The following is a 24374-nucleotide window of genomic DNA, read 5'->3' as shown; positions in this document are numbered from 1 at the left end:
TTATGGGATTTTATTTTACAATAATTACAATTGTGTTATTTTTTAATGAAATATTATAAAAATTATTTAGGAATTTCTAATAGAAACTGAAGTATAGAGACAACTACTTTCATTGTTAAAAATGACTCTATTAACTTAACTAAATTATCTATTCCGTTTTCAATTTGATTAGATTCACTTGAGATAAATTGAATAATCAAATCACTAAGTTGACCAACACTATAAACAATAATTCCATACATTTTATAAGCATTTTCTCTTACGGTTTCAGAATCATTTTCAATTTTAGCAAAATTAGGAATTTTTTGTTCTCTAACTTTAATAGTAATCGTGTAAGATAGTTCTCCATTCAATTCTTTATTTCCAACCTTAAATACGTTAACGGTTGTTGATATAGTAACTTCTCCATTTGAAATACTTGATCCAATTGAAAGATTCCCGATAGAAACATTGGTACTTAATTTAAAATTATTAACATAATTATCTAACATCTCATAAAGATCTTTAGAATTTTTAAAACCATTATCAGTTAAATACCTAAATAACCCATCTTTTGAAAATTTACCATTTTTAATATCAAGATAACCGTTTCCATCTTGAGAGTTGTATTTTTGATCTACTTCAACTGATACTGAAAATACACCTGTATCAATAACTGTATATTTTTTACCGTAATCTAATGAAAAATTACCAAAAATTTCTTTCATAGCTTCATCAGGTGTAATTGTCGTGATATCAGATGGATTAAATTTACTAATCCCCATATCTCTTCCAGATGAGGCATCCTGATCAATTGCAATATCAGCAAAATTATATTCAGTAAATTGATCAATCGCCCATTTATTTGGCATTTTGTATCCTAGATTACCACTATATCCAGTAGACATATCTGATACAAATGCATTTACGGCATAGCCTTGTTCAAGAGTCTTACCACAAACGTTTCTAGTGCCATAAATACCTACTTTAAATTTTGAATCAACTGCATAATTAATTGCTTCCATATATGGAAAAACAGTTCCAGGAATATCCCCATCTTGTACATCGGTATCAACAGCAAAATAAATTGTAGTGCCTTGTGGAAATCCAAGTTCATTTGCTTTAACGGATGCAATATGGGCATCAGAAAATCCTTGAGCAGCTGTAAAGTAATCTTCACTTCCATCATTATCTTGGTAGATGGGAAAGATACTCAATCCTGCGTTTACAATATTCTCAATTTCTGATGCAGTTAAATTCTTTTTACGTCGATTAGAACCTACACCAACCGTTCCAGTTAAGTAACGACCTACTAAATTAAAACCAAATTTTTTAAGTTTTTGGGCATTTGTACTAGTTAACTGAAAAGAAGTATCACAAGTATCAGAATCTCTATCAACATTTCCATTAGAAGTTAAAAGACCCTTAATAACCGATAAATCAGCATTTCCATTATATGGTTCTAATTTCATGAACTTTCTAAAATTCAAAACTGCAGCTGCTACATTGGTGCCATAAATTCCATCAATTTTACCATCATAAAAGCCGTTAACCATTAGACCATATTGAATAACTTTAACAATGTTGCCAGTATTCCCTTGATAGACAGTTGGGGTTAAATTAACTGTCGTAGGACCATAATAACCATTTGCTTGATTTGCCGATAAACCTTCAGCTGCTTGTAGTGCATAAATTAAAGCAGTATTAGTATTTCTTTGATATAGCCCATCAGTTGGAACCAATCCTAAATCATCGCCAAAATAATTCAAGTAATTACGATTTAGATATTGTTGCATACTGCGAACTGAGCTAGTTCCACCTTCTAACAATTTAAAAGCACTCATATCAAACAAAGCAGCCATTAATGGAACGTTTAAATTACCACTAGTTAATCCAGCATCTTTACGAAGACTATCAACTGCTGCTTGTGTGTAAATTGAAAAATTAGTATCAAATGCTTCAGGACTGTATCCTTTACACCAAAAGGCACCTTGAATTAATTTGGCAATTTTACCTTTATATCCAACTTTATATTTTGCAACTTGTGTACTTAAGGCATCTTGCGTCTTAGGACCAAATCCTCCACTAAGTGAACTAATTCCTAATTCATGCTGTAATCCTTCTCGTAACCCGAAAATTGTATCCCAGCCTGTTCGTCCATTTTCTGGAACTTTATCAAACCCATTTACTTTTCCATATTCTGAGTTTAACCATTTTTGTACTTTTAAAACTTGTTGATCCATTTTTACTTCCTCCATTTTTTTATATTATGTTTACAATTTATAACCAGCACTGGATTTTCTATATAATCAACTAATAGATTGAATTTTGTAGAACAATAGTCTACAATTGAATTAAATAAAAAACGACACGTCTGTCGCAATTAAATATTTAATTAATCAAATTGATTACAGGGAATACTATATACACTATATTTCTACATGTCAACAGAATTATAGAAAGATGTTCTATAAAAATTATTTAGGAGTACTGAAATGTCTATATATCAAAGAATTAAAGAACTAGCAAAAAATAAAAATATTTCTATTAGAGAGTTAGAACATCAGCTTGAGTTTCCAAATGGTACTTTACAAAAATGGATTGACAATGCTAATTCACAGAAATTAAAAAAAGTTGCCAACTATTTTAATGTTTCTACCGATTATTTATTAGGAAATGAAGGAACAACTACTGCTAACTTAGATGATTTAAAAACAATTATGATGTTTGGTGGTAAACCAATTCCAGAAGAAGATAAAGAAACCGTCTTAGAAATTTTAAGGAGATTACGAGATGCAAGAAATCATCAATAGTCTATTTAACTATGCTTTCAAGAATGATATTCAAGTAGTATATACTGATAGACTATTGCCTCAAACGCAATCATTTGCAGATATTGAAACTAGATCAATAATTATTAATGCTAACGAACCGAACCAAAGACAGCTACCTTTAATCATTGCTCATGAAATCAGTCATCTTTTGCAATGTGATAAAAATGATGCTAATTTAAGTTTTTCAACGCTTTTAAACACCAAATATGAACAAAAAGCAAATATCAATGCAATTAAGTTACTAATTCCATTTTATATTGAAGATAAAGAAATATATCAAATTAATCTAGAAGAATTTATGGAATTGTTCGCCATTCCAAACTCACTAAAAGATGTTTGTATTAGAGAATTACAAAAATGTATCATTTAATAAAAGGACATTTTATTAGGAGGTATTCAAAATTAAAATTTTAAAAAACAATCCAATTGATACTAAAGTTTTAAAAAAAATAAGTATTTTATTTATTTCTATAATTTTCGTCACAATGTTGATAACAATCATAGCAAAAATTGATGTACTAAAATTACTAAAAAACATTTATTCAGGATCTTTACCAGTACAAAATAATCAAAAAGGATTTTTATCAAATTTATCTAACGATACCTTAAAATTGCCACTATTTACTCTTATGCTAGCGTTAATACCTATACCATACTTATTTACAGTTGTTTTTTTCTTCAACTCTATAATTTTAGGAATGTTATTTGCAACGCCATTTGTAGAACATAACTTAACTATGTTTTTAGTAATACTTGGAACTTTTCCAACTGTAATTTTAGAAGGATTGGCATTATTAATTACTTATATAGGTGGTCTTTACATTAATAAAGCTATTTGTTCCAAAATTTATAAAAATCAAAAAATAAAGTTAACCTCTATAATTTTGTCATCGATAAAACTATATTTAATTTATACTATTCCTTTATCGACTTTATCAGTATTAATTGAAACATTTGTTACTCCTAAAATTATTCATCTTTTTTAGCTTAAGTTCAAAACAACTAAGTCGTATTATTGTAAAGAAGTACTTTAAAGACTTATGCTTAAGTTGACAATAACGATCGTTAATTAAAAGGAGCAATTATGAAAGCATTTGGGATTAAAGCATACGGTGGTCCAGAAAACATCACCGAATTAGAAGTTGATCAACCAGAAATTAATGACGACGAAGTTTTAGTTGAAACCCGGGCAGAAGGCATTAATCCGTTTGATTGGAAAATCGCTGAGGGAATGGTGAAAAGTTGGTTAAAACTAACCTTCCCCATTATTACTAACTCTGATTTTGCGGGGATCATTACTAAAGTTGGGAAAAACGTCCAAGCCTTTAAACTGGGCGATCGAGTTTGTGGCTTCACTTTAACTGGAGCCTCTGCTCAATCAATTGCCGCTAAACCAAACCGCTTAGCCCTTTTACCTGATAACGTGGACTTTGTCACGGGAGCTGGGATTCCTGAAGCTTCTATGACTATTTGGCAAGGAATTTTCAACCATGCCCACGTTATTCCAGGACAAAAAGTGCTCATCCAAGGTGGAGCTGGTGGCTTAGGAACTTTCGGTATTCAGTTACTTCATCAAATTGGAGCAACAGTTTACACCACTGCGAGTGCCAAAAATAAAGATTTGTTACTTTCTTTAGGTGCTGACCAAGTAATTGACTATCATACAACTAACATTAAAGATGTTTTACATGACATTGACGTCGTCTTTGATACCATTGGCGGTGAGAGTGTGGCGGATGATTTTGCGGTGCTTAAACCGGAAGGACTTCTAGTTTCGACGTTAGGCGCTAAAGCTAACCAACTTGCCATCCAAAAACACATTCGGGTGATTGATGAAAGTGCCGACTTTAACCACCTTGATTTACAACCCATGGTCGACTTAGTGGCGAACGGCAAAGTAAAAGTTATCATCAGTCAAACGTTCCCCTTCTCTGTGGACGGGATTCGCCAAGCAATTAAAACGAGTCAAAGTCATCATGCAGTTGGTAAACTAATTATCGATTTTGATAAATAATGCAAAAATAAAGACGCCTTTAGATTAATTTCTAAAAGACGTCTTTTTTACTTAGTTGATTAATTGGGCATAGCGATTAAAGAAACTCTTGTACCCCATGTAACAACCAATAATCGAACTAATTGAAGTGATTCCGAGTAACATAAACGTTACCATGATTTGATACTTAATAGCTAAGACGGGATCAGCTCCCGCAAAAATCATTCCGGACATCATTCCGGGTAACGCAACTAACCCAACTGTCTTGGCCGTATCAATCGTAGGTTGTAAACCAGTTTTGATGGAATCACGAATGATATTTTTACTGGCCATCATCGGCGTGGCACCTAAAGCAAGCATTTCCAATACTTGGGAACGGCGGTCTTTAAACATCGAACTCATCGTCCGAAAACAAAGCCCCATCGCCACCATTGAATTACTAACAATCATCCCAGTTAGTGGGATAATTTGGGATGGAATGAATTTAACTGAGCCGTCTAGGACGAGCACTAACAAAATGACAATCGTACTAGTCGCAATGGCGGTCAAGGAAATTTTAAACGAATTAGCTAGCCCGTTACTACGACCCTTAGCGTTATAAGCTCCATTAAAAATAATAATCAGAATCAAACAAATCGTTAATAACCAATTATCTAGCTTAAAGACGTATTTTAAGACATAACCGACCACAAATAATTGAACGACACACCGAATCGTAGCCACAATTAAGGATTTCGCAATGCCTAAATCTTGCTTATACCCAATCCACAAAGCAAATAAAACAAACACACTCGTTAACGCTAACGCCGTGTTGGAAACAATTAAATTATGCATCGTCCCGCACCTCTTTCATTTGTCCGCCAGTAATCTCATAGAGATGTTTGGCTAGTTTAATTTCTTCGTCATCATGGGTAATCATAATAATAGTCACTTGATGTTTGACGTTAAAATAATCAATCATTTTGTGGACACTGGCTTTACTAGCATTATCCAAACCAGTGGTGACCTCATCTAAAATTAAAACTTTCGGTACAAACATCACATTTCTTAAGAGGGCAATTCGCTGCTTTTCTCCCCCAGATAAGCTAGTGACTTGGCGATCTAAATCATCAGCACCTAAATCAACCGTTTGTAAAGCTTTAATCGCATGTTGTTCATCAAATGGTTTCTTCCGAATCATGTACGGAAATTCCAAATTTTCGCGCACGGTATCCCCAAATAAAGTTGGTTGTTGCACGGCATACGAAACTTCACGGCGATAGGAAACCGAGTTATATTCCTTAATATTTTTTCCTTCAAAATAAACGGCTCCCGAAGTTGGGGTTAACAAGGAAGCTAAGAGTTTCGCAAACGTTGATTTCCCACTTCCGGATGGCCCTGTAATTGTAACAATATCAGCCTTTTCAACTGAAAAATTAATGTCTTTGATGATTTTAGTTTGACCTACATCATAACAAAGGTTTTTAGTCGCTAACTGTCCCATGTATTTTCTCCTATGTCTAGTGATAATTAAATTATACGCTATCTTGCTAAACAAGAAAAAGGCCAATTAATGACGTTTTCCGTTATCATGCTATAATTAGAGTAATTGATTCAAAAAAAAGGAGCAAAAATGAGAAACGAAAATAATAATTATCATCAAAAAAGCAATCATTTTAACCACAATCGGAAACCTAATCCAGGCGTCCAAGTTAAATTAGACCAACGGGTCACCGTTACCATTAAACGACTAGGAATTAACGGAGAAGGAGTCGGCTATTACCGTCGGAAGTTAATCTTCATTCCCGGTGCCCTTCCTACTGAAGTGGTTCAAGCTGACATTACTGATATTCAACCCAAATTTCTCCGGGGAAAAATTGTGCAAATCGATAAAAAGAGTAAGTTCCGGGTTGAACCCCGTGATGCCTACGCTAATGAAGTCGGTGGTTTTGAACTAGAAGATTTAGAGTACAGTCAACAACTAAAATTCAAACGGGACTTGGTTAAACAAGCCCTTAGTCGGTACCATCCTCGTGGATTTGAAAAATACGACGTTCGTCCTACCATTGGAATGGAAAACCCATATGAATACCGAAATAAAGCGGCTTTTCAAGTTCGGACTACGGAAGACGGCTATGTAATCGCCGGACTATACAAAGAAGGAACCCACGAAGTTGTCAATATGCCAACTTGTTCGGTCCAATATCCGTTAACCATGAAAGTGATGCGTGCCGTCGTTGACATGGTGGAAGACTTTGAAATTCCCACTTATGATGAAAAAACTAACTCTGGAATTTTAAAAACGATTGTCGTACGGGCCGCCTTAAACACTAATGACGTCCAAGTGGTTTTCATTACTAATTCCAACAAATTAATCAAAAAACAAAAATTAATCATGCGGATTGCCGAAGAACTTCCTGAAGTTACTTCAATTATGCAAAACGTTAATCCCGGCGAAACTCCTTTAATTTGGGGTGAAGAAACGATTCATTTAGCCGGTAACGAAGTGATTACCGAAAAAATTGATGGGCTTGCCTTTGACTTATCCCCACGGGCTTTCTTACAATTGAATTCAATTATGACGCCCAAACTTTACCACTTAGCTGGTGAAGCCTTGGATATCGATGAAAACGATTATTTAGTCGATGCTTATTCTGGAGTGGGAACGATTGGATTAACCCTTGCTGATCAAGTAGCTGAAGTCCGCGGAATGGATACCGTTAAAGAAGCCATTGCAGATGCCAACGAAAATGCCAAAATTAATCACATTGATAATGCCGAATACTTCTATGGTAAAGCAGAAGATGTGCTTCCCCAATGGATGGCAGCAGGTTGGCGTCCGACCGCTTTAGTAGTTGATCCCCCACGAGTTGGGTTGGACCAAACTTTAATTGATACGATTTTACAAACTCGTCCTGAAAAATTCGTGTATGTTTCATGTAATCAATCAACTTTAGCGCAAAACTTAGTGCAACTAACTAAATCATATAACGTTGATTATCTTCAACCAATTGACATGATGCCCCAAACTCCCCATGTCGAAGTAGTCGTTAAATTTACCCTTAAAAAATAGGAGGAGCTTGCTCTATGGATCCATTTTTCAATGGAAATAACGATGATGAAAATCAAGATGAAACAAAAAAGAACGGAATTTTTCCGTTCCTACCTAGTAATTATGCAATTGTCGTAAATGATCAGGGAACTATCAAAGTTAACAAAGTTGGCTTTTCATACACTTCCCTTTTCTTCGGTGTTTTGCCGGCCATTTTACGAGCCGATTGGTATAACTTAGCTTGTATGGTCGGAGTCCAGATGTTCTTCACCATGCTAGTTACTTTTATAACAGGAGTAGATTTATACACTGCTTCTGAATCCCTCAGTTTCTTATTCCACATTGTTTGGGGATTAATTTATAACCTAATGTATTTTAGACATTTACAAAACATTGGTTATCAAGCCGAAAATCCCGAATCACTTAAACTACTAGTTAAAAATCATTATTTCAAATTTAAACACCAATAAAAAAATCCTCTTCTAACGAAGGGGATTATTTTTTGATATTCAATTTTATAAGAAAGCAGTAACTGTAGCAGCAATGATAATCAAAGCTAAACCGATAAGCGTTGCAACCATTTCTTTGCCAGTTTTCTTTTGGTGAAGCATGTAAATTCCACTAAGGGTAGCAAGTACTACACTAACTTGTGAAAGCACGAAGGCCGTTGATAAACCTAAGAAGGCTGGTTGAGCAGCAACTAAGTAAGCTAAAGCAGCAATTCCAAAGAAGAATCCAGCAATAATTTGCTTGTAAGAAACGCCTTCTTTAAAGGCATTTTCCGTCTTAAGGTTCATCAAACCGTAAATTACGGCCATCAATAACATTCCGATGGTTTGTGGTAAGAAAGCTTCTAGCCCACTCATGGGAGCAGTTCTAGGGATAAAGCTATGTGCCCAATCAAGGTTTTCAAGTTGAGGAGCAGCAGAGTAAAGCCAGTATCCAATTACCCCAATAACTTGGTAAATTGTAGCTTTTCTTAAAGCAGCAACATCCGTGTTTTCTTTGTTTGAGCTCCAAGTAGTTAAAGTAGCTCCAAGAATAATTACCAATAAGGCAATAATTCCGATGAACTTGTGCATAGCACCAGGCCAACTACTTAAAGCAAAGGCACCCCAGAGTGCGGTTACAATCAATTGAAGTGCCGTTGTAATTGGCATAACTCGTGATGAACCAACTAGTGAGTATCCTTTAAAGGCCATGATTTGACCGAAGCCCCAACCAAGTCCGGATAGAATTCCAAATAATAAATTCCAGCCCATTGGGAAGCCACATCCAGTAAAAAGAAATACAATAAAGGCCACGATTACGGCACCCATTGTAGCACCTAAAATTTGGTTTGAAGGTTTACCACCGATTTTTGATGAAACTGTAGGGAAAAATCCCCAACCAAGAATTGGAATAAGCCCGATTAATAAAGCTAACATTCTTACGTCCTCCAATATTTATCTAATATTTTCTTTTGTATTCAATTATCTAACATATTTATTATAACGCACTGGAAATTTATATGAAAGCGATTTCAACAAAAGCTTTTAATTTATTTCCGGCTTAAAGGTTTGGGCAGCCCGCACTGCCCTTTTCCAGCCATGATACAATTTTTCTCTTTCAGCTGCATCCATTTCGGGTTTGAATAATTTACCTGGTTCATGAATGGCCTTGACTTCAGCAATATCCTGCCAAAAGCCAGTCGCTAACCCCGCCAACACCGCAGCTCCAAAGGCTGTGGTTTCTTCGTCAGCCGCGCGTTCAACTGGTTTATGCAAAATGTCAGCCTGAAATTGCATTAAATAACTATTTCGACTGGCACCCCCATCAGCACCAAGTTGCGGAATATTAATCTTAGCATCCGCTTCCATCGTGTCAATAATATCCTTCGTGCTATACGCAATCGCCTGTAAAGTTGCTTTCACGATGTCATCATCAGTCGTGCCCAGTGTGAGGCCAAAGATTGCTCCTCGCACACTCGAATCCCAATAAGGAGCACCTAATCCCGTAAAAGCGGGAACTAGATAAACTTCATTATCACTTTGCGACCGTTTAGCAGCAATTCTAGAAGCGGGGATACTGCTAATCAAGCCTAACTTATCTCGCAGCCATTTCAAAGCACTTCCAGCGGTAAAAATTGACCCTTCTAACGCATAGTAAACTTTGCCATTCATCCCATAAGCAATCGTCGTCAATAATTTTTCATCGGAAGTTTCTGGTTTAGTCCCGGTATTCATCATGATGAACGCTCCATCACCATAGGTACTTTCCACCATTCCTGGTTCAAGTCCCATTGAACCAATTAAAGCGGCCTGCTGATCCCCAGCAATTCCGGCAATTGGCACTTGGACCCCGTAAAATTGATAATTTTCAGTCGTCCCATACACTTCATCAGAAGCGTGGACTTCAGGCAACATTTTAGCAGGAATTTTTAAAATGTCTAAAATTTCTTGATCCCATTGCAATTCATGAATGTTGTAAAGCATCGTCCGACTTGCATTACTGTAGTCCGTAATGTGATATTTACCATCGGATAACTTCCAGACAAGCCAGCTATCAATCGTACCAAATAAGAGTTCACCATCTTCTGCTCGTTGCTGAGCTCCCGCAACGTGATCTAAAATCCAACGAACTTTGGTAGCCGAAAAATAGGCATTTAAGACCAATCCAGTTTTTTCCCGAATCAAATCACTATATCCTTGTTGACGGAGTTTTTCCGCAATCCCAGTCGTTTGTTTGGAAAGCCAGCCAATTGCATTATAAATGGGTTTCCCTGTTTGCTTATCCCAGACCACTGTGGTTTCCCGTTGGTTAGTAATCCCAATCGCTTTGATCTTTTCCGGATGAATCCGGGCATCAATCATGGCACTTGAAATTGCCGATAGAACCGAACTCCAAATGGTATCTGGATCCTGTTCTACCCAACCGTTTTTGGTACTAGTTTGGGGAAGTAGTTTGGTACTCTCAATGACCTTACGACCACTATGATCATAAAAAACGGCTCTCGTACTGGTTGAGCCTTGGTCAATTGCTAGGATATACTTAGTTTCGTTATCTTCCACTAAGTCCGCTCCTTTCAAATTTTGCTATCTTGCGTGCTTTGCTAACTTTAGCAACAAAAAAGAAGCGACCTTCGTCACTTCTCTTGTAGTTCATCATTAACGTTTGATTTGAACACGAATGTCAGCATCAATTTCAACTGGTTCAACTTCTTCTTTGTAGTCAAAGTCAGCTTCTTTGAAGTACTTTTTCATTTCATCGTTAATCACGTTAAGATCACGAACATCACCATTTTGGCGATTAATTAAAATCGTGTATTCACTGGTATCTTCATCAACGTTTTCAAAGCTGAAAATTACATCAACTGTGTTTAAAATTTCTTGAATCATTTGACGTTCTGTCATTTTCATAATTATGTATCCCCTTAACTATTTTCTACCCTTAAGATTAGTCTTATTATGCCGATTTGTAAACAAAAATAGCTTGCAAATGAAACCGACTCTAAAACAGTGCTATAATAGGCATACTGAATACAGATAAAAGGACGTGAAACAATGGAAAATAAACGTGTAATTGAGCTTGATAACGCCGATAATGTCCGTGAATTAGGCGGTTACGAAACGATGGACGGACACCACGTTAAATGGCATAAGTTACTTCGTTCTGGTAGCTTAGGTTTTATTAATGATCGCGAAGTTCAATTTTTAGAAGATTATGGCGTGCGCTATGACGTTGACCTTCGTTCTGCTCAAGAAGTTAAGGACGTCAAAGACCTCGTCGATGGCAGCAAACTCCACTACATCTTTGACCCCGTTTTTAATGAAGACCGCACCGATAATTCCCAAGATCCCGAGGAATTTCACCAACTAGTTGAAGATCACCCTGAATACGGGATGAAGCACATGGAAGAAGTTTATCGCCAAATGATTACTCAAGCTCCTTGTCGCCAGGCATTTCATAAATTATTCATGGTATTACTAGAAAACAAAGTTAATGATCAAGCCGTCCTTTTCCACTGTACTGCCGGAAAAGATCGGACGGGAATGTCAGCTGTTTTCATTTTGGCCGCTTTAGGCGTTGATATGGAAACCATTCGCCAAGACTACATTCTCACCAATGATGTGGTTAAAGACGTCATTGCAAAAAAAGTCCAAGAGGTACGAGAAGCTGGTTTTTCTGATCATGCGACTGAAAACTTGAAAACCCTTTACAGTGTCAACATGGCCTTTTTAGACGCTGCTTTAGAAGAAATCACGAAAAATTATGGCAACATGCAAAACTTTTTACATGATGGCTTAGATTTGACTGACGAAGACATTGCTGAATTAAAAACATATTATTTAGATTAGAATTGTCGAAATGTAAGTGATATGGTAAGATAACTTTATTAAATAGTTTTATTTCTGTGATGTCAGAGAATTGGCGGTTGCTGCGAGCCATGCAGGAAATAAAATGAATTACCTAAACCTTAAAACTAAATACTAATGAGTGTAGACTTCGGTCTAAACGTGGGTGGTACCGCGCAAATTTGCGTCCCTATAGCAGTTGCTATAGGGACTTTTTTACACTCAAATTGGAGGATAAGATGGATATTTTAGAAGATTTACAGTGGCGTGGTGCCATTAATCAACAAACTGATGCTGACGGTTTAGCCAAAGAAATTGCCGATCATAAGATTGCCCTTTACTGTGGAACTGATCCAACTGGTGACAGTATGCACATTGGTCACTTAATCCCATTCATGATTTTGGAAAGATTTGCTCGTTACGGCCATCATCCTTACATTCTAATTGGTGGTGCGACTGGTTCAATTGGTGACCCCAGTGGTCGTAAGTCAGAACGGCAACTACAAACGATGGAACAAGTCCATCACAATGAAGTCGCTTTAACTAAACAAATGAAAAAACTCTTTGGCAAGAACGCTGATATTACCATCGTAAATAACTACGATTGGACCAAAGACGTTAGTTTGCTTGATTTCTTACGTGATTATGGAAAGTTATTCAACGTGAATACCATGTTAGCCAAAGATGTTGTGGCTAGTCGGTTAGACCAAGGGATTTCTTTCACGGAATTCACTTACCAAATTCTTCAAGCCTTTGATTTTTACCAACTCTACAAAAATCATCATGTGCAATTACAAATTGGTGGTTCTGATCAATGGGGTAACATTACGGCCGGAACTGATTTAATTCATCGTTTAGCAGGACCTGATGCCAAAGTCTTTGGTTTAACCATTCCTCTAATGGTTAAAGCGGACGGAACTAAATTTGGTAAAACAGCTGGTGGTGCCGTTTGGCTTGATCCAGAAAAAACTTCCCCTTACGAATTTTACCAATTCTGGTTTAACCAAGATGACCGCGATGTCATCAAATACTTGAAGTACTTCACTTTCTTAGACAAAGCTCAAATTGAGGCCCTCGCTGAAAAAGTTGAAACTGAACCTTGGAAACGAGAAGCGCAAAAAGTGCTGGCTGAACAAGTTACTGAATTTGTTCATGGCAAAGCAGCCGTTGAAAATGCCGAACGAATTTCGGCCCTTCTTTTCAAAGGTGACGTCCAAAAACTAACTACTGAAGAAGTTGCTCAAGCTTTCAATGGCGTGCCTACTTCAGAAATTAGTGCTGAACCAATTAACATCGTTGATTTAATCATGGAACTCGGCGTTGATAAATCCAAACGTCAAGCTCGTGAAGATGTTAATAACGGTGCCATTACCGTTAACGGTGTTAAAGTAACGGATGTGGACACTGAAATTAATCCTGCTGATAACTTTGACGGAAAATACGTCATCATTCGTCGCGGTAAGAAGAAACACTTCTTAGCTAAAGTTAAATAACCTAACGAAAAGCCTAATCACAAATTTTGTGATTAGGCTTTTTAGTTTTAACTTATTTAGCAACATTCCATAACGGTTGTTCATTTTTACCAACTCTAACAATTTCACTAGCGGCATCATAAGCCATCCGATTCATACACTCAACCGTGTTTGAGGCAATGTGCGGAGTTAGTAAAACGTTATCTAATTGATATAATTCACTGCTCAAAGGAAGTGGTTCTTCATCAAAGACATCTAAAGCGGCTCCTTTAATTTCTCCATTTTTCAAAGCCGCAATTAAATCGTCAGTTTTAATGAGCGCTCCCCGAGCTAAGTTAATTAAGACGGCCGAGTTTTTCATCATTTTGAATTCACGCGCAGCGACACCCTCTTTAGTGGCTGGTAAAACGGGCATGTGCAAAGAAATCACATCGGATTTTTCGAAAATTGTATCACGGTCTACGGGAGTTCCAACTTCAGCTTCGGTTAAATGAGGTGAATATACCAAAATGTTCATGTCTAAGTCACTCATTTTTTTCGCCACCATTTTTCCAATTCGACCGTAGCCTAAAATCCCAAGCGTTTTCCCAGCTAAATCAAAGCCTTGATGAGATTTTTTATAGTTCCAATTTCCCTGACGCATTTGATTAGAGTCATTCGTCAAATTTTTCGATAAGTCAAAGATTTCAGCTAAGGTAGTTTCTGCTACGGTTGAGGCATTGGCTAACGGGGTAATCGTTACGTAAATTCCATGGGCTTGCATAAATTTCACATCCAGATTGTCATAACCGACCCCATTTCGTGCAATAATCTTTAAGTTGGGCATTTTAGAAATTGTTTCATTAGGAAATGGTGCTGTTCCTAAAATAATGCCAAAAGCATCACTGGCCATGTCTAACAAGGTTGAGATCTTTTTATCAGGCAATTCAATGACCTCAAATCCATTATTTTCCAAAAATGATTTCCCTGAGTCTGATAATGTTTTTTGTACTGCAACTTTTTTACTCATTTTAAATTCCTCCGTTTATTTTTCTTCAACTTTTTGTTTTTTATAAAAATCCATCAATTTTGCACGAGTAGGATAACCATCGTTATCTCCTGGGGTTTGGACTTGAAGAGAACCAACTACATTTCCACGCATCACAGCACTCTTTAAAGTTTTACCCTCTAATAAAGCAGAAATTACTCCTAAAGCAAATCCGTCACCTGCACCTACTGTATCTACAACATGATCAACCTTAAATCCATCAACTACATAACTTTGTCCATCTTTAGTTTTTACATAAGCTCCTTTGGGTCCAATTTTCACTAGGACAGCCTTGGTTCTTCTTCCATTATTCAAGTAGAAGTCCGCAATTTTTTCTGGGTTATCACTTCCCATTAAGACCTTACCTTCGCTTATTCCTGGCATTACGATATCCGCATCTTTTGCTAATTCATTAATTGTGCTAATCATATCAGCTTCATTATCCCACAAAGCAGGTCTTAAGTTTGGATCAAAAGTAATTAAAATATTATTATCAACTAATCTTTTCATTAGTTCCTTAAAAGATTTCCTTGAAGTATCAGACAACGCAGGAAAAATCCCTGACATATGAGCTATCTTAACTTCTGAAAGATCAACATTATCTATTTTTTTATAGTTCAAATTAGAAGCGGCAGAATTTGTACGGTAATTATAAGTTTGTGGGTCACCATGAGTTACTAACTGCTTTAATTGATGTCCAGTCCAGTGTTCAGAGTCAAGAGAAATATAGTCAGTTCCAACTCCGTCTTCATTAATTATATTTTTTGCATAAATTCCAAGCGGATCTGTTCCAACTTGTGAAATATATTGAGTTGTATGTCCTAAACGTTGAATCCCAATTGCAACATTTAACTCAGCTCCACCCAAAATCTTTAAATAATGTGTTGAATCTGCCAAACTATAATCTGCATCTTTTGATGCAAAAGTAACAACTGGTTCTCCAATTGTAATAAATTCACTCATTTTAATTCTCCTTAATTAGCCAAAGAAATGCCAAACTAAAACTTCATTAATAATTGAAACAATCCACATAAGTGGTACACCCAATTTAAGCAAATTACGTGGTACCACTTTCATATAATCAAGTCCCCAAACGTTCCAAGATTGTGTTATATCTGTTGAAACTGCCAATAAAGTTGGAACATACATTAATGGTAATAAAAATGCATCATTAAATAATCCAGTCGCAGAAAGAACGGCAGCTGTTGCTGCACCTGCTCCCCAAACATGCAAGGGCCCTCTAAACAATGCCAATGGTGATAAAATCCCAATTGCTAATGCTAAAACTAATGTATTTTGCGGAATAATTACACTAAATATACTTCTAAATCTTACAGCATTTAGCTGAGCAGCAGCCGCAAACATAACTAATGCCATTAAGAACATTATCAAACCAGAAATATCGTTAATTGATTGTTTAATTGTACTGTTAAGAAATGTTTTAAATTCTTTAAAGTGCTTCATGTTACCAGTAGCTAACATTGCTAAAATACTCGAAAGAATTAAGGCTGGAATTGCATCCCATTTTAAAAACATATTCAATGCAACAGGAATAACTGGAATTAAAAATGCAATCCAACTAATGTGTTTAACTTTTGTTTGTTCTGTAGCACCAATAACCTTCAAATTTTTTTGAGCATCTTTTGGATTAATTTTCTTTCGGTTAATAACCAAAAAGATTATTATCGCTAAAATTTGAACTGCCATTGCTGACCAACCAAACGCAAGATAGTGCGCATTATAAGAAGCATGTGGGAAAAATGGTTTCATCTGATTAAACAAAACCACATTTACGTACATTGCAGCTCCAATTGATAATACAAATGTTGTTAAAGCAATATTTCTTGGTAATCCTAATGAAAGTAATATAGGTAATAAAATAACCCCAATGGCAATCACGGATCCAACTCCATATGAACCAACAAATAACAAAGCAGTAACTAATACGACAAGAATAGATGCTAATAATGGCTTATTTTTACCAATTCGATTAGTTTTTTCTGAAATTGCTGGTGCAATTCCACTATCTACCAAAACTCTTCCAAACCATGAACCAAACACAATATAGATAATTGTTGACCCATAAGCAAGTGCAGGCTGAGAAAATACTTTTGTAATTGCCACTTTATAAGGAATCAATCCAATTACTGTCCATAGGATTGCCATTACAAAAAATCCAATTAATAAGTCCCCACCTTTTACAATGTAGTAAATAAAGAATAGAAACGAAACCAATAATGCAACTGCAATAACCGTATTCATTTATCGCACCTCATTCTTTAACAATTCTAGTTGTAATCTAACTTTTTGATCACTATCCATAGGATATTCTAGAGCTATATCAACTTTAGGAAGTTTTTTTAATAAATCTTTCCACAAAAACATTCCGCTATTTAAATCATTACTCGTTTCCAAATTATCATCATTTGAAAACGTATTTTTCAAATGAATATAGTCTACATATGGAGACAATTGATGAGCAGCACTATCAGCTGATTGATGAGTAAAAGCCCAATTTCCTAAATCATAAACATATCCAATTTTCACACCATTTTGTTGTGCATTTTGTAAAAAATATTTAATATTTTTAATTTTTCCACTAATTTCTGTTTGATCATTTTCAATATTCATTTTTATTTTATCTAAAGGAAACTGTTTTAAATCTTGTTTCAAATTGCCACGATATTTTCGGAAATTTCCTAGATTAAATTTAATCTTAGTGATACCCATGATCATCGCTTCGTTAAAATATTTTTCTAAGGAAGGATTTATCGATCCATCTTTTTCAAATACTTCATCTGGAACACTATAGTTAACCAATAATCCTGTCTGTTCTCTTTTTTGATTAATTGCTTCAATTTCTGTAGAAATATCTTTAAAATATTCACGTCTAACTTCAATTCCATCAGCACCATTTGCTTTTATTCTTTCAAAAAGATCTTCTTGCTTTATTCCTTTTTTTACTTCATTTTCATATACCCAAGTATTTATAAATATTTTCATAATTTATCTCCTATTGTTTGTAACCGTTTTCATTACAACTATATGGTAAACGTTTACATTATATTTGTAAACACTTCAATCCCATTTTTATTAGTTAATTTGTAAACGTTTACCACATTCGGATAAATAAAAAGAACCTATCAAATAGATTCTTAAAATTCTGCGGGCAATTCAATTTTTTTGGAAATTAAATTATTATCATAATTAAGATTTTTCAATAATAATTCAGCTGCATTTTCACCCATGTTAAATGGATACTGCTTGATTAATTTTGTTTGATCCTGAATTATATAATTTAAATTAGTGTCAGAAAATCCAGTAACTTGAATTGAAAGATTGTCTTTTAAAGTTCCATCTTTCGACAATCGAGGGAGATATTCCAATAACCATTTTTCTTTTAACGCAAAAATTAAAGTTTTTGGTTCTTTATCTAGTTCATCATTTATTTCCTGATAAGCTTTGTCATAATCTATTTTATTGTTACCTGGACAGATTATTTTTACATTTTCGCCATAAACACTTTTAATTCCCCGTAATCGTTGTTCACGAGTTGAAATCCCTTTAACTTGGTTGGTAATCACAATTACTTTGTTTAAACCTTGTTCTTTAAAATAGTTACAAGCTTTTTGGCTACTCAAAAAATTATCAGTAACAACGCTAGACCAAATTCCATTTTTTATTTCTCGATCCACAATAATTGTTGAAATATCATTAAATAGATTTTTTTCTAAATCTTTTACGTTAGTATTCAAGGGCTGTAAAATAATTCCAGCAAACATACGTTGATTACTTATTGAATTTAAAATTGATAGTTCAGTTTTTAGGTTATTATCAGAATCCAATAAAACTGCTGTATAGTTCTCTTTACTTAAAGCAGAACTTACCCCTTTAAATATTTCAGTTGAAAAATAATCATTTACATCAGAAACTACAACTGCAATTAAGTTTCCCTTTTTTGTAACTAAATTTCTTGCTGCTTCATCTGGTGTATATTTCAATTTTTTAATTGCATCTTTAACTTTTTCAGCTGTTTTGAGTGATAAATGATTATTCTTTCCATTTAAATATCTTGATACGGTAGCAATTGATACTCCAGCAATTTCTGCTACATCTCGCATTGTTACATTTGATTTCATTCTTTTACCTCTTTGACATAAGGATAATTATTTCAATTATACGTTTTTTAATAAAAATTCCCAAATTAAATAAATTTGGTAAACAAGAATAGTTAATAAAAAGGTCTCACCTAAAAGATGAGACCTAAATAATTGTTCACATTTATTAATCTAGAATTTATTTTATAAACTTTGTGTGGTAAATGATTGTGATTCTAAGACTTGTAAAATGGCTTCCACTGTATCTAAGGATGTGAACAGTGGAATATCGTGTGAAATGGCTGCACTTCTGATGCGCGAACCATCCTCGGCACTTTCTTTTTCATTTGAAATCGTATTAACTACCATTTGAATTCTTTGATCCATCATTTGTTGTAATAAGCTATCTGCTTCGCCTAATTTTCCGACGGTTGTGACTGGAATTCCAGCTTCTTCAAAAGTTTTAGCTGTTCCTTCGGTGGCTAAGATTTGATAGCCTAGATCCCAGAAGCGTTTGGCTAAAGCAGTGGTTTCCTCTTTATCGTCATCCTTAACCGTAAACAAAATCCGACCATGATTAGGGACGTGAAGTTTAGCAGCTTCAAAGGCCTTATAAAGGGCTTTCGGTAAAGTAACATCTGATCCCATGACTTCACCAGTCGACTTCATTTCAGGTCCTAACAGGCTATCAACGTCATTCAATTTTGAGAAGGAGAACACTGGTGCTTTCACATGGATTAGCTTACTTTCTGGAGCAAGTCCAGTTTGGTAACCTTGTTCTGCTAATGACTTACCTAAAATGATATTAGTAGCGACTTGTGCCATTGGAATTCCAGTAACTTTACTCAAAAATGGAACCGTCCGACTCGCCCGTGGATTAACTTCGATCACGTAAACTTGTTCATTGTGCACGATAAATTGAATGTTCATTAGACCGATACAACCCAATTCAAGGGAAAGTTCTTTCGTATATTTCACAATTTGATCTTTAACCTTTTGCGACAAGGTTTGAGAAGGATAAACGGCCATTGAATCACCAGAGTGCACCCCGGCTCTTTCAATGTGTTCCATAATTCCTGGAATTAAAACATTTTTTCCATCACTAATTGCATCAACTTCACATTCTTTTCCAGTCAAGTATTGATCAATTAAGACGGGGTGATCATTGGAAACTTTAACGGCGTTGCGCATGTAATTTTCCATGTCAGCTCGCTTATTCACGATTTCCATGGCCCGTCCTCCAAGCACATAGCTCGGACGAACAACAATTGGATAACCAATTTCATCCGCACATTTAATTGCTTCGGCAACGGTGCTAGCAATTCCCCCAGTTGGTTGCGGAATTCCGAGTTTTTTGATTACTTTATCAAACTCGTCACGGTCTTCCGCCCGGTTTAGATCAGCAACTGAAGTTCCCAGAATTTTAACGCCGCGTTTCGCTAATGGTTCGGCTAAATTAATGGCCGTTTGCCCACCAAACTGAACGACAACTCCCTTTGGTTTTTCTAAATCAATCACGTTCATCACTTCTTCCACTGTAAGTGGTTCAAAGTAAAGTTTATCTGAGATTGAAGAATCAGTTGAAACCGTTTCGGGATTATTGTTCATAATAATGGCTTCATAACCAGCTTTTTTGATAGCTTCCACAGAATGAACCGTTGCGTAATCAAATTCGACCCCTTGACCAATTCGAATGGGACCTGAACCTAAGACCAAGACTGATTCTTTGTCAGTCTGAACGCTTTCGTTTTCTAACTCGTAAGTACTGTAGAAATATGGAGTTTCTGATTCAAATTCACCGGCACAAGTATCAACCATTTTGTAAACGGGAATAATGTCATTTTTAACGCGTAAAGCACGCACTTCATCCGCCGTTTGATTCCATAATTTAGCAATGTTTTCGTCTGAGAAACCATTACGTTTGGCAATCCGTAACAAATCAACATCGTTAATGCTTTCTTTTAAAGCTTCCGCAATTTCATAAATATGCAATAACTTATCAAGGAAGAAAATGTGAATCTTGGTCATCTCCGCTAATTTTTCAATGGAATAACCGCGTTTGATGGCTTCATATAAGTAAAATAACCGATCATCTTGCGCTTTAACGATCCCTTTGTTTAATTCTTCATCACTTAACCCAGTTAATTCGGGATCATCCATATCAGTTAAGTCAATATCTAATGATCGAACGGCCTTTAAGATTGAACCTTCAATGTTACGATCAATCGCCATTACTTCACCCGTGGCTTTCATTTGCGTTCCTAAAGTCCGATTGGCTTTGGTGAACTTATCAAATGGCCAACGGGGAATTTTACAAACGACATAATCTAAAGCTGGTTCAAATTCAGCATAAGTCGTTCCGGTAACTGGATTCATAATTTCATCCAAGTTTAATCCAACCGCAATTTTAGCCGCTACTCGAGCAATTGGATATCCCGTTGCTTTAGAAGCTAAGGCACTCGAACGACTAACCCGTGGATTAACTTCGATGACGTAATAATTCATGCTATTCGGATCTAAGGCTAGTTGAACGTTACAACCCCCTTCGATTTTAAGGGCGCGAATAATTTTCAAAGCGGCATCCCGTAACATTTGAACTTCATCATCAGAAAGCGTTTGAATTGGAGCAAACACAATTGAATCACCGGTATGAATTCCAACTGGATCAAAGTTTTCCATGTTACAAACGACCATGGCGTTGTCAGCGGCATCCCGCATTACTTCAAATTCAATTTCTTTGTAGCCGGCGATACTTTGTTCAATTAGAACTTGGGTTACTGGTGAAAGGTATAAACCATTATCAGCAATTTCACGAAGTTGCGCTTCGTTATTAGCGATTCCACCACCAGTTCCTCCCATGGTAAAGGCTGGACGTACAATCACTGGATAACCGTGTTTAGTCGCAAATGCGACTGCTTGATCAACCGTATTCGCAATGACTGATTCAGGCACTGGTTGCTTCAAGTCACGCATTAATTGACGGAATTGTTCCCGATCTTCGGCTTCGTTAATGGCATTCAAATCAGTTCCTAATAACTTAATTCCCATTTCATCAAGAATTCCCGAATCAGACAATTCTTTAGCCATGTTCAATCCTTGTTGCCCACCCAGCGTTGGTAAAATGGCATCGGGGCGTTCTTTTCTTAAAACTTGTGACACAAAATCTAAGGTAAGTGGTTCAATATAAACTTCATCAGCCACTTCTTTATCAGTCATAATCGTAGCGGGATTAGAGTTGACTAACACTACTTCGTAACCCAGTTCCTTTAAAGCCAAACAAGCTTGGGTTCCTGAATAATCAAATTCAGCCGCTTGTCCAATAATAATTGGGCCAGAACCAATTACCATAATTTTTTTAACATCTGTTCTTTTAGGCATTATTCATTCACCTTTCTTGTCCAGTCGAGTTGCTTATCGTCCATCATCTTCATGAAAACGTCAAAGAGATAATCAGCATCATGTGGTCCCGGAGCAGCATCCGGATGGAATTGAGCAGAAAAAGCGGGCAACTTATTGTGTTGTAAGCCTTCGACCGTTCCATCATTAATTTCTTCTATTAACACCTTTAAATCAGTATTTTCTACAGAATCACGATCAACCATGTAACCATGATTTTGCGAAGTAAAGTCAATCCGTCCGGTTTCTAAGTTACGGACTGGATGGTTAAACCCACGATGACCAAACTTCATTTTCTTAGTTTTAGCTCCATTAGCTAAGGCAAATAACTGATGCCCCATACAAATTCCAAAGAGTGGGTATTTTGCTTCAGCTTGGCGAATCATTTCAAGGGTTGCTTCAGGAACATCAGTTGGATCACCAGGTCCGTTAGTTAGCATCACGCCGTCTGGATTAAAGTCATCAATATCTTGAATGGTAGCCGTTGGAGGAAGCACGACCACATCACAGCCACGTTTAGCTAATTCACGAAGAATGGAGTACTTAAGTCCAAAATCAATTACAACGACCCGACGCCCAATTGACGGAGCTGGATAGGCTTTACTGGTCGCACTTTCGGGAATCTGATTATGACTTAATTCTGTCGCTTTTAATTTGGCTACAGTTTCATCGTCCACGTGATTTACAATTGCGGCTTTCATAGCACCGTGTTCGCGAATATGTTTGGTAATTGCTCGGGTATCAATTCCACTAATCCCCGGAATATTGTGTTGTTTTAAATATTCGGGAAGTGACATTGTCATCCGCCAATTAGTCGTGCGTCGAGCAACTTCACTAACCACGACTCCTTTACAAGTAGGAATCGTTGATTCTAAATTATCCCGATTGATACCGTAGTTCCCAATTAAAGGATACGTAAACATCAAGATTTCGCCATTATACGATTGATCAGAAATTGATTGTTGATATCCTGACATTCCTGTACTAAAAACTAATTCGCCGACCGTTTCTTGATCGCCACCGAACGCTTCGCCAGGATAAATATTGCCGTCTTCTAACACTAAGTACCGTTTCTTCATGCTATCCTCCAAATTTTACGCAAATAAAAAGCTACTAACTAGTTTCCTAGTCAGTAGCCAAATTGATTATCAGGATTAAATCTCAATTGGTTCCTCACAGGAAACTTTAAATTGACAATGTGTGTAGGGTTCTGTGTGGTTTCAACATCTCACTGAATGCCCTTAAAACCACTCCTGTTCTTTTCCATAATCTTACTTGTCCTGAGGCTAAATGTCAAGTAAGACTAAAAAAGCACTTGAATTCATTCGAATTCAAGCGCTTTTAATTAAATTTATTGATTAAATGTTTGCTTTTTACCATGAACCATGTGAAGCATGGTAGGCAGCAGCGGCTTCAACAGATCCGTAACGACTAACGGCATATTGTTGAGCAACTCGTTCTTGGTTTTCTGGTGAATGATCACCATTTAGGTATGATTCTGATAATTGATATTTACCAATGTATTGACCGTTACGAGCATTGTAATCGTTACCAGATTCAGCTTGAGCAATTCCACTCATGGTACCATTTGATGAAACTGGGGCAGCAGCAGCTTTAGGAGCCGGTGCGGCTGGTTGAGCTGCTGCTGGGGCTGGAGTTGCAGCTTTAGTAACTGGAGCAGCGGCTGCTTTAGCAGTAGATGCTGTACTTTGAGTCGTTGCTGGAGTTGCAGCAGCTGAACTAGTAGTTGAAGCGTTAGTAGTTGTAGCAGCACTACTTGAATCAGTCGTAGTAGCTTGGTCGTCATTAGTAGTTGCTGGAGTTGCTTTAGTAGCCTTAGCTGGAGCTTTTGCACTCTTCTTATCTACTTTAACGTTTCCTTTACCATCAAAAACAAATACTTCACCAACATAAATGGTATTAACATCTTTGCTCTTGTTAGCTTTTTGAATTTTCTTTTGAGAAACTTTGTATTGTTGTGCAAGGGCACTAATAGTGTCACCTTCTTGAACCGTATGTTTAATGGTTGAACTGGCATTAACGTTTGCTGCACCAGCAAACATCATTCCAACTGAAACGGCAGCCATTGCTGCGATTGATTTAGTGAACTTCATATAGAAATTTCTCTCCTTGTATTTAACGAGTATTAGATTCTTCATCTAGATTTTGCTAGTGATTTGTATCAACTAACATCTATTACCTTATAGATGA

General features: G+C 36.3%; 22 protein-coding genes. 8 read left to right on the top strand and 14 right to left on the bottom strand.

All coding sequences use genetic code 11. The annotated features are described in order from the left end of the window. Positions 1–62: 62 nt before the first annotated feature. The gene (locus tag ACEPSS_RS03915) at positions 63–2222 is read right to left on the bottom strand and encodes a glycoside hydrolase domain-containing protein (protein ID WP_395320374.1); all 2160 of its coding nucleotides are present in this window, start codon (positions 2220–2222) and stop codon (positions 63–65) included. A gap of 252 nt (positions 2223–2474) precedes the next feature. Here ACEPSS_RS03915 and ACEPSS_RS03910 point away from each other — a divergent pair, with 252 nt between their 5' ends. From ACEPSS_RS03910 to ACEPSS_RS03895, 4 genes are all read left to right on the top strand, one after another. Beyond that, positions 2475–2792, top strand: coding sequence for a helix-turn-helix domain-containing protein (locus ACEPSS_RS03910; protein WP_395320372.1), 318 nt, complete (start codon positions 2475–2477; stop codon positions 2790–2792). Continuing rightward, positions 2773–3183, top strand: a complete 411-nt coding sequence (locus ACEPSS_RS03905; protein WP_395320370.1) for an ImmA/IrrE family metallo-endopeptidase — start codon at positions 2773–2775, stop codon at positions 3181–3183. Before ACEPSS_RS03910 ends, ACEPSS_RS03905 begins: the two co-directional genes overlap by 20 nt. A gap of 31 nt (positions 3184–3214) precedes the next feature. Further along, positions 3215–3799 carry a stage II sporulation protein M gene (locus ACEPSS_RS03900; protein WP_395320482.1) on the top strand — a complete coding sequence of 195 codons (585 nt, stop codon included), beginning with the start codon at positions 3215–3217 and terminating at the stop codon, positions 3797–3799. A gap of 98 nt (positions 3800–3897) precedes the next feature. Then, positions 3898–4827, top strand: a complete 930-nt coding sequence (locus tag ACEPSS_RS03895) for an NADP-dependent oxidoreductase (RefSeq protein WP_395320368.1) — start codon at positions 3898–3900, stop codon at positions 4825–4827. A gap of 51 nt (positions 4828–4878) precedes the next feature. Here the strand turns inward: ACEPSS_RS03895 and ACEPSS_RS03890 are convergent, their stop codons facing one another. Together ACEPSS_RS03890 and ACEPSS_RS03885 are read right to left on the bottom strand one after the other, a co-directional pair. Next, positions 4879–5640, bottom strand: coding sequence for an ABC transporter permease (locus ACEPSS_RS03890; RefSeq protein WP_395320366.1), 762 nt, complete (start codon positions 5638–5640; stop codon positions 4879–4881). After that, positions 5633–6289, bottom strand: coding sequence for an ABC transporter ATP-binding protein (locus ACEPSS_RS03885; protein ID WP_395320364.1), 657 nt, complete (start codon positions 6287–6289; stop codon positions 5633–5635). Before ACEPSS_RS03885 ends, ACEPSS_RS03890 begins: the two co-directional genes overlap by 8 nt. 129 nt (positions 6290–6418) lie before the next feature. Here ACEPSS_RS03885 and rlmD point away from each other — a divergent pair, with 129 nt between their 5' ends. Further along, entirely contained in the window at positions 6419–7858 is a 1440-nt protein-coding gene (gene rlmD / locus ACEPSS_RS03880) for a 23S rRNA (uracil(1939)-C(5))-methyltransferase RlmD (protein ID WP_395320362.1), read from the top strand. Positions 7859–7872: 14 nt separating this feature from the next. Then, on the top strand, positions 7873–8307 hold the full coding sequence (locus ACEPSS_RS03875; protein ID WP_395320360.1) for a hypothetical protein: 435 nt from the start codon (positions 7873–7875) through the stop codon (positions 8305–8307). A 45-nt stretch (positions 8308–8352) separates the two neighbouring features. Here the strand turns inward: ACEPSS_RS03875 and rbsU are convergent, their stop codons facing one another. The 3 genes from rbsU to ACEPSS_RS03860 form a co-directional block, all read right to left on the bottom strand. Continuing rightward, positions 8353–9264 (bottom strand): ribose/proton symporter RbsU, encoded by a 912-nt coding sequence (rbsU, locus tag ACEPSS_RS03870; protein WP_395320358.1) that lies wholly within the window; start codon positions 9262–9264, stop codon positions 8353–8355. A gap of 108 nt (positions 9265–9372) precedes the next feature. Beyond that, positions 9373–10887, bottom strand: a complete 1515-nt coding sequence (gene glpK / locus ACEPSS_RS03865; protein WP_395320356.1) for a glycerol kinase GlpK — start codon at positions 10885–10887, stop codon at positions 9373–9375. A gap of 96 nt (positions 10888–10983) precedes the next feature. Then, positions 10984–11235: a hypothetical protein gene (locus ACEPSS_RS03860; protein ID WP_395320354.1), complete on the bottom strand. Its 252-nt coding sequence runs from the start codon at positions 11233–11235 to the stop codon at positions 10984–10986. A 144-nt stretch (positions 11236–11379) separates the two neighbouring features. Here ACEPSS_RS03860 and ACEPSS_RS03855 point away from each other — a divergent pair, with 144 nt between their 5' ends. Together ACEPSS_RS03855 and tyrS are read left to right on the top strand one after the other, a co-directional pair. Then, the gene (locus ACEPSS_RS03855) at positions 11380–12174 is read left to right on the top strand and encodes a tyrosine-protein phosphatase (RefSeq protein WP_395320352.1); all 795 of its coding nucleotides are present in this window, start codon (positions 11380–11382) and stop codon (positions 12172–12174) included. A 236-nt stretch (positions 12175–12410) separates the two neighbouring features. Further along, positions 12411–13664, top strand: coding sequence for a tyrosine--tRNA ligase (gene tyrS, locus ACEPSS_RS03850; protein ID WP_395320351.1), 1254 nt, complete (start codon positions 12411–12413; stop codon positions 13662–13664). Positions 13665–13716: 52 nt separating this feature from the next. On the opposite strand, the gene ACEPSS_RS03845 is transcribed toward tyrS, so the two are convergent. The 8 genes from ACEPSS_RS03845 to ACEPSS_RS03810 form a co-directional block, all read right to left on the bottom strand. Next, positions 13717–14652 carry a phosphoglycerate dehydrogenase gene (locus tag ACEPSS_RS03845; RefSeq protein WP_395320349.1) on the bottom strand — a complete coding sequence of 312 codons (936 nt, stop codon included), beginning with the start codon at positions 14650–14652 and terminating at the stop codon, positions 13717–13719. A gap of 15 nt (positions 14653–14667) precedes the next feature. After that, complete coding sequence (locus ACEPSS_RS03840; protein ID WP_395320348.1) at positions 14668–15633, bottom strand: sugar kinase; 966 nt, start codon at positions 15631–15633, stop codon at positions 14668–14670. 15 nt (positions 15634–15648) lie between these two features. Then, positions 15649–16932, bottom strand: a complete 1284-nt coding sequence (locus tag ACEPSS_RS03835; protein WP_395320346.1) for a gluconate:proton symporter — start codon at positions 16930–16932, stop codon at positions 15649–15651. Continuing rightward, the gene (locus ACEPSS_RS03830) at positions 16933–17673 is read right to left on the bottom strand and encodes a sugar phosphate isomerase/epimerase family protein (protein WP_395320344.1); all 741 of its coding nucleotides are present in this window, start codon (positions 17671–17673) and stop codon (positions 16933–16935) included. It abuts the gene before it with no gap. Positions 17674–17825: 152 nt separating this feature from the next. After that, a complete protein-coding gene (locus tag ACEPSS_RS03825) occupies positions 17826–18809 on the bottom strand; it encodes a LacI family DNA-binding transcriptional regulator (RefSeq protein ID WP_395320342.1) in 984 nt (327 codons plus the stop codon). A gap of 162 nt (positions 18810–18971) precedes the next feature. Beyond that, positions 18972–22145 carry a carbamoyl-phosphate synthase large subunit gene (carB, locus tag ACEPSS_RS03820; protein ID WP_395320340.1) on the bottom strand — a complete coding sequence of 1058 codons (3174 nt, stop codon included), beginning with the start codon at positions 22143–22145 and terminating at the stop codon, positions 18972–18974. Next, positions 22145–23242, bottom strand: coding sequence for a carbamoyl phosphate synthase small subunit (locus tag ACEPSS_RS03815; RefSeq protein WP_395320338.1), 1098 nt, complete (start codon positions 23240–23242; stop codon positions 22145–22147). The genes carB and ACEPSS_RS03815 overlap by 1 nt, the downstream gene beginning before the upstream one ends. 294 nt (positions 23243–23536) lie before the next feature. Further along, positions 23537–24277, bottom strand: a complete 741-nt coding sequence (locus tag ACEPSS_RS03810; protein WP_395320337.1) for a LysM peptidoglycan-binding domain-containing protein — start codon at positions 24275–24277, stop codon at positions 23537–23539. Between the last annotated feature and the right edge of the window lie 97 nt (positions 24278–24374).

The organism is Fructilactobacillus frigidiflavus (genome assembly GCF_044054575.1).
Taxonomy (GTDB): Bacteria; Bacillota; Bacilli; order Lactobacillales; family Lactobacillaceae; genus Fructilactobacillus; species Fructilactobacillus frigidiflavus.
This window is presented reverse-complemented; position numbering and strand designations above follow the sequence as displayed.

What these genes read in the sequence shown, in the direction of transcription:
- tyrS (WP_395320351.1), top strand. Translation starts at nt 12,411, where the DNA reads ATGGATATTTTAGAAGATTTACAGTGGCGTGGTGCCATTAATCAACAA.
- rlmD (WP_395320362.1), top strand. Translation starts at nt 6,419, where the DNA reads ATGAGAAACGAAAATAATAATTATCATCAAAAAAGCAATCATTTTAAC.
- ACEPSS_RS03830 (WP_395320344.1), bottom strand. Translation starts at nt 17,673, where the DNA reads ATGAAAATATTTATAAATACTTGGGTATATGAAAATGAAGTAAAAAAA.
- ACEPSS_RS03845 (WP_395320349.1), bottom strand. Translation starts at nt 14,652, where the DNA reads ATGAGTAAAAAAGTTGCAGTACAAAAAACATTATCAGACTCAGGGAAA.
- ACEPSS_RS03895 (WP_395320368.1), top strand. Translation starts at nt 3,898, where the DNA reads ATGAAAGCATTTGGGATTAAAGCATACGGTGGTCCAGAAAACATCACC.
- ACEPSS_RS03860 (WP_395320354.1), bottom strand. Translation starts at nt 11,235, where the DNA reads ATGAAAATGACAGAACGTCAAATGATTCAAGAAATTTTAAACACAGTT.
- ACEPSS_RS03875 (WP_395320360.1), top strand. Translation starts at nt 7,873, where the DNA reads ATGGATCCATTTTTCAATGGAAATAACGATGATGAAAATCAAGATGAA.
- ACEPSS_RS03890 (WP_395320366.1), bottom strand. Translation starts at nt 5,640, where the DNA reads ATGCATAATTTAATTGTTTCCAACACGGCGTTAGCGTTAACGAGTGTG.
- ACEPSS_RS03885 (WP_395320364.1), bottom strand. Translation starts at nt 6,289, where the DNA reads ATGGGACAGTTAGCGACTAAAAACCTTTGTTATGATGTAGGTCAAACT.
- ACEPSS_RS03905 (WP_395320370.1), top strand. Translation starts at nt 2,773, where the DNA reads ATGCAAGAAATCATCAATAGTCTATTTAACTATGCTTTCAAGAATGAT.
- ACEPSS_RS03810 (WP_395320337.1), bottom strand. Translation starts at nt 24,277, where the DNA reads ATGAAGTTCACTAAATCAATCGCAGCAATGGCTGCCGTTTCAGTTGGA.
- ACEPSS_RS03910 (WP_395320372.1), top strand. Translation starts at nt 2,475, where the DNA reads ATGTCTATATATCAAAGAATTAAAGAACTAGCAAAAAATAAAAATATT.
- ACEPSS_RS03825 (WP_395320342.1), bottom strand. Translation starts at nt 18,809, where the DNA reads ATGAAATCAAATGTAACAATGCGAGATGTAGCAGAAATTGCTGGAGTA.
- ACEPSS_RS03855 (WP_395320352.1), top strand. Translation starts at nt 11,380, where the DNA reads ATGGAAAATAAACGTGTAATTGAGCTTGATAACGCCGATAATGTCCGT.
- ACEPSS_RS03840 (WP_395320348.1), bottom strand. Translation starts at nt 15,633, where the DNA reads ATGAGTGAATTTATTACAATTGGAGAACCAGTTGTTACTTTTGCATCA.
- carB (WP_395320340.1), bottom strand. Translation starts at nt 22,145, where the DNA reads ATGCCTAAAAGAACAGATGTTAAAAAAATTATGGTAATTGGTTCTGGC.
- ACEPSS_RS03915 (WP_395320374.1), bottom strand. Translation starts at nt 2,222, where the DNA reads ATGGATCAACAAGTTTTAAAAGTACAAAAATGGTTAAACTCAGAATAT.
- ACEPSS_RS03835 (WP_395320346.1), bottom strand. Translation starts at nt 16,932, where the DNA reads ATGAATACGGTTATTGCAGTTGCATTATTGGTTTCGTTTCTATTCTTT.
- ACEPSS_RS03815 (WP_395320338.1), bottom strand. Translation starts at nt 23,242, where the DNA reads ATGAAGAAACGGTACTTAGTGTTAGAAGACGGCAATATTTATCCTGGC.
- rbsU (WP_395320358.1), bottom strand. Translation starts at nt 9,264, where the DNA reads ATGTTAGCTTTATTAATCGGGCTTATTCCAATTCTTGGTTGGGGATTT.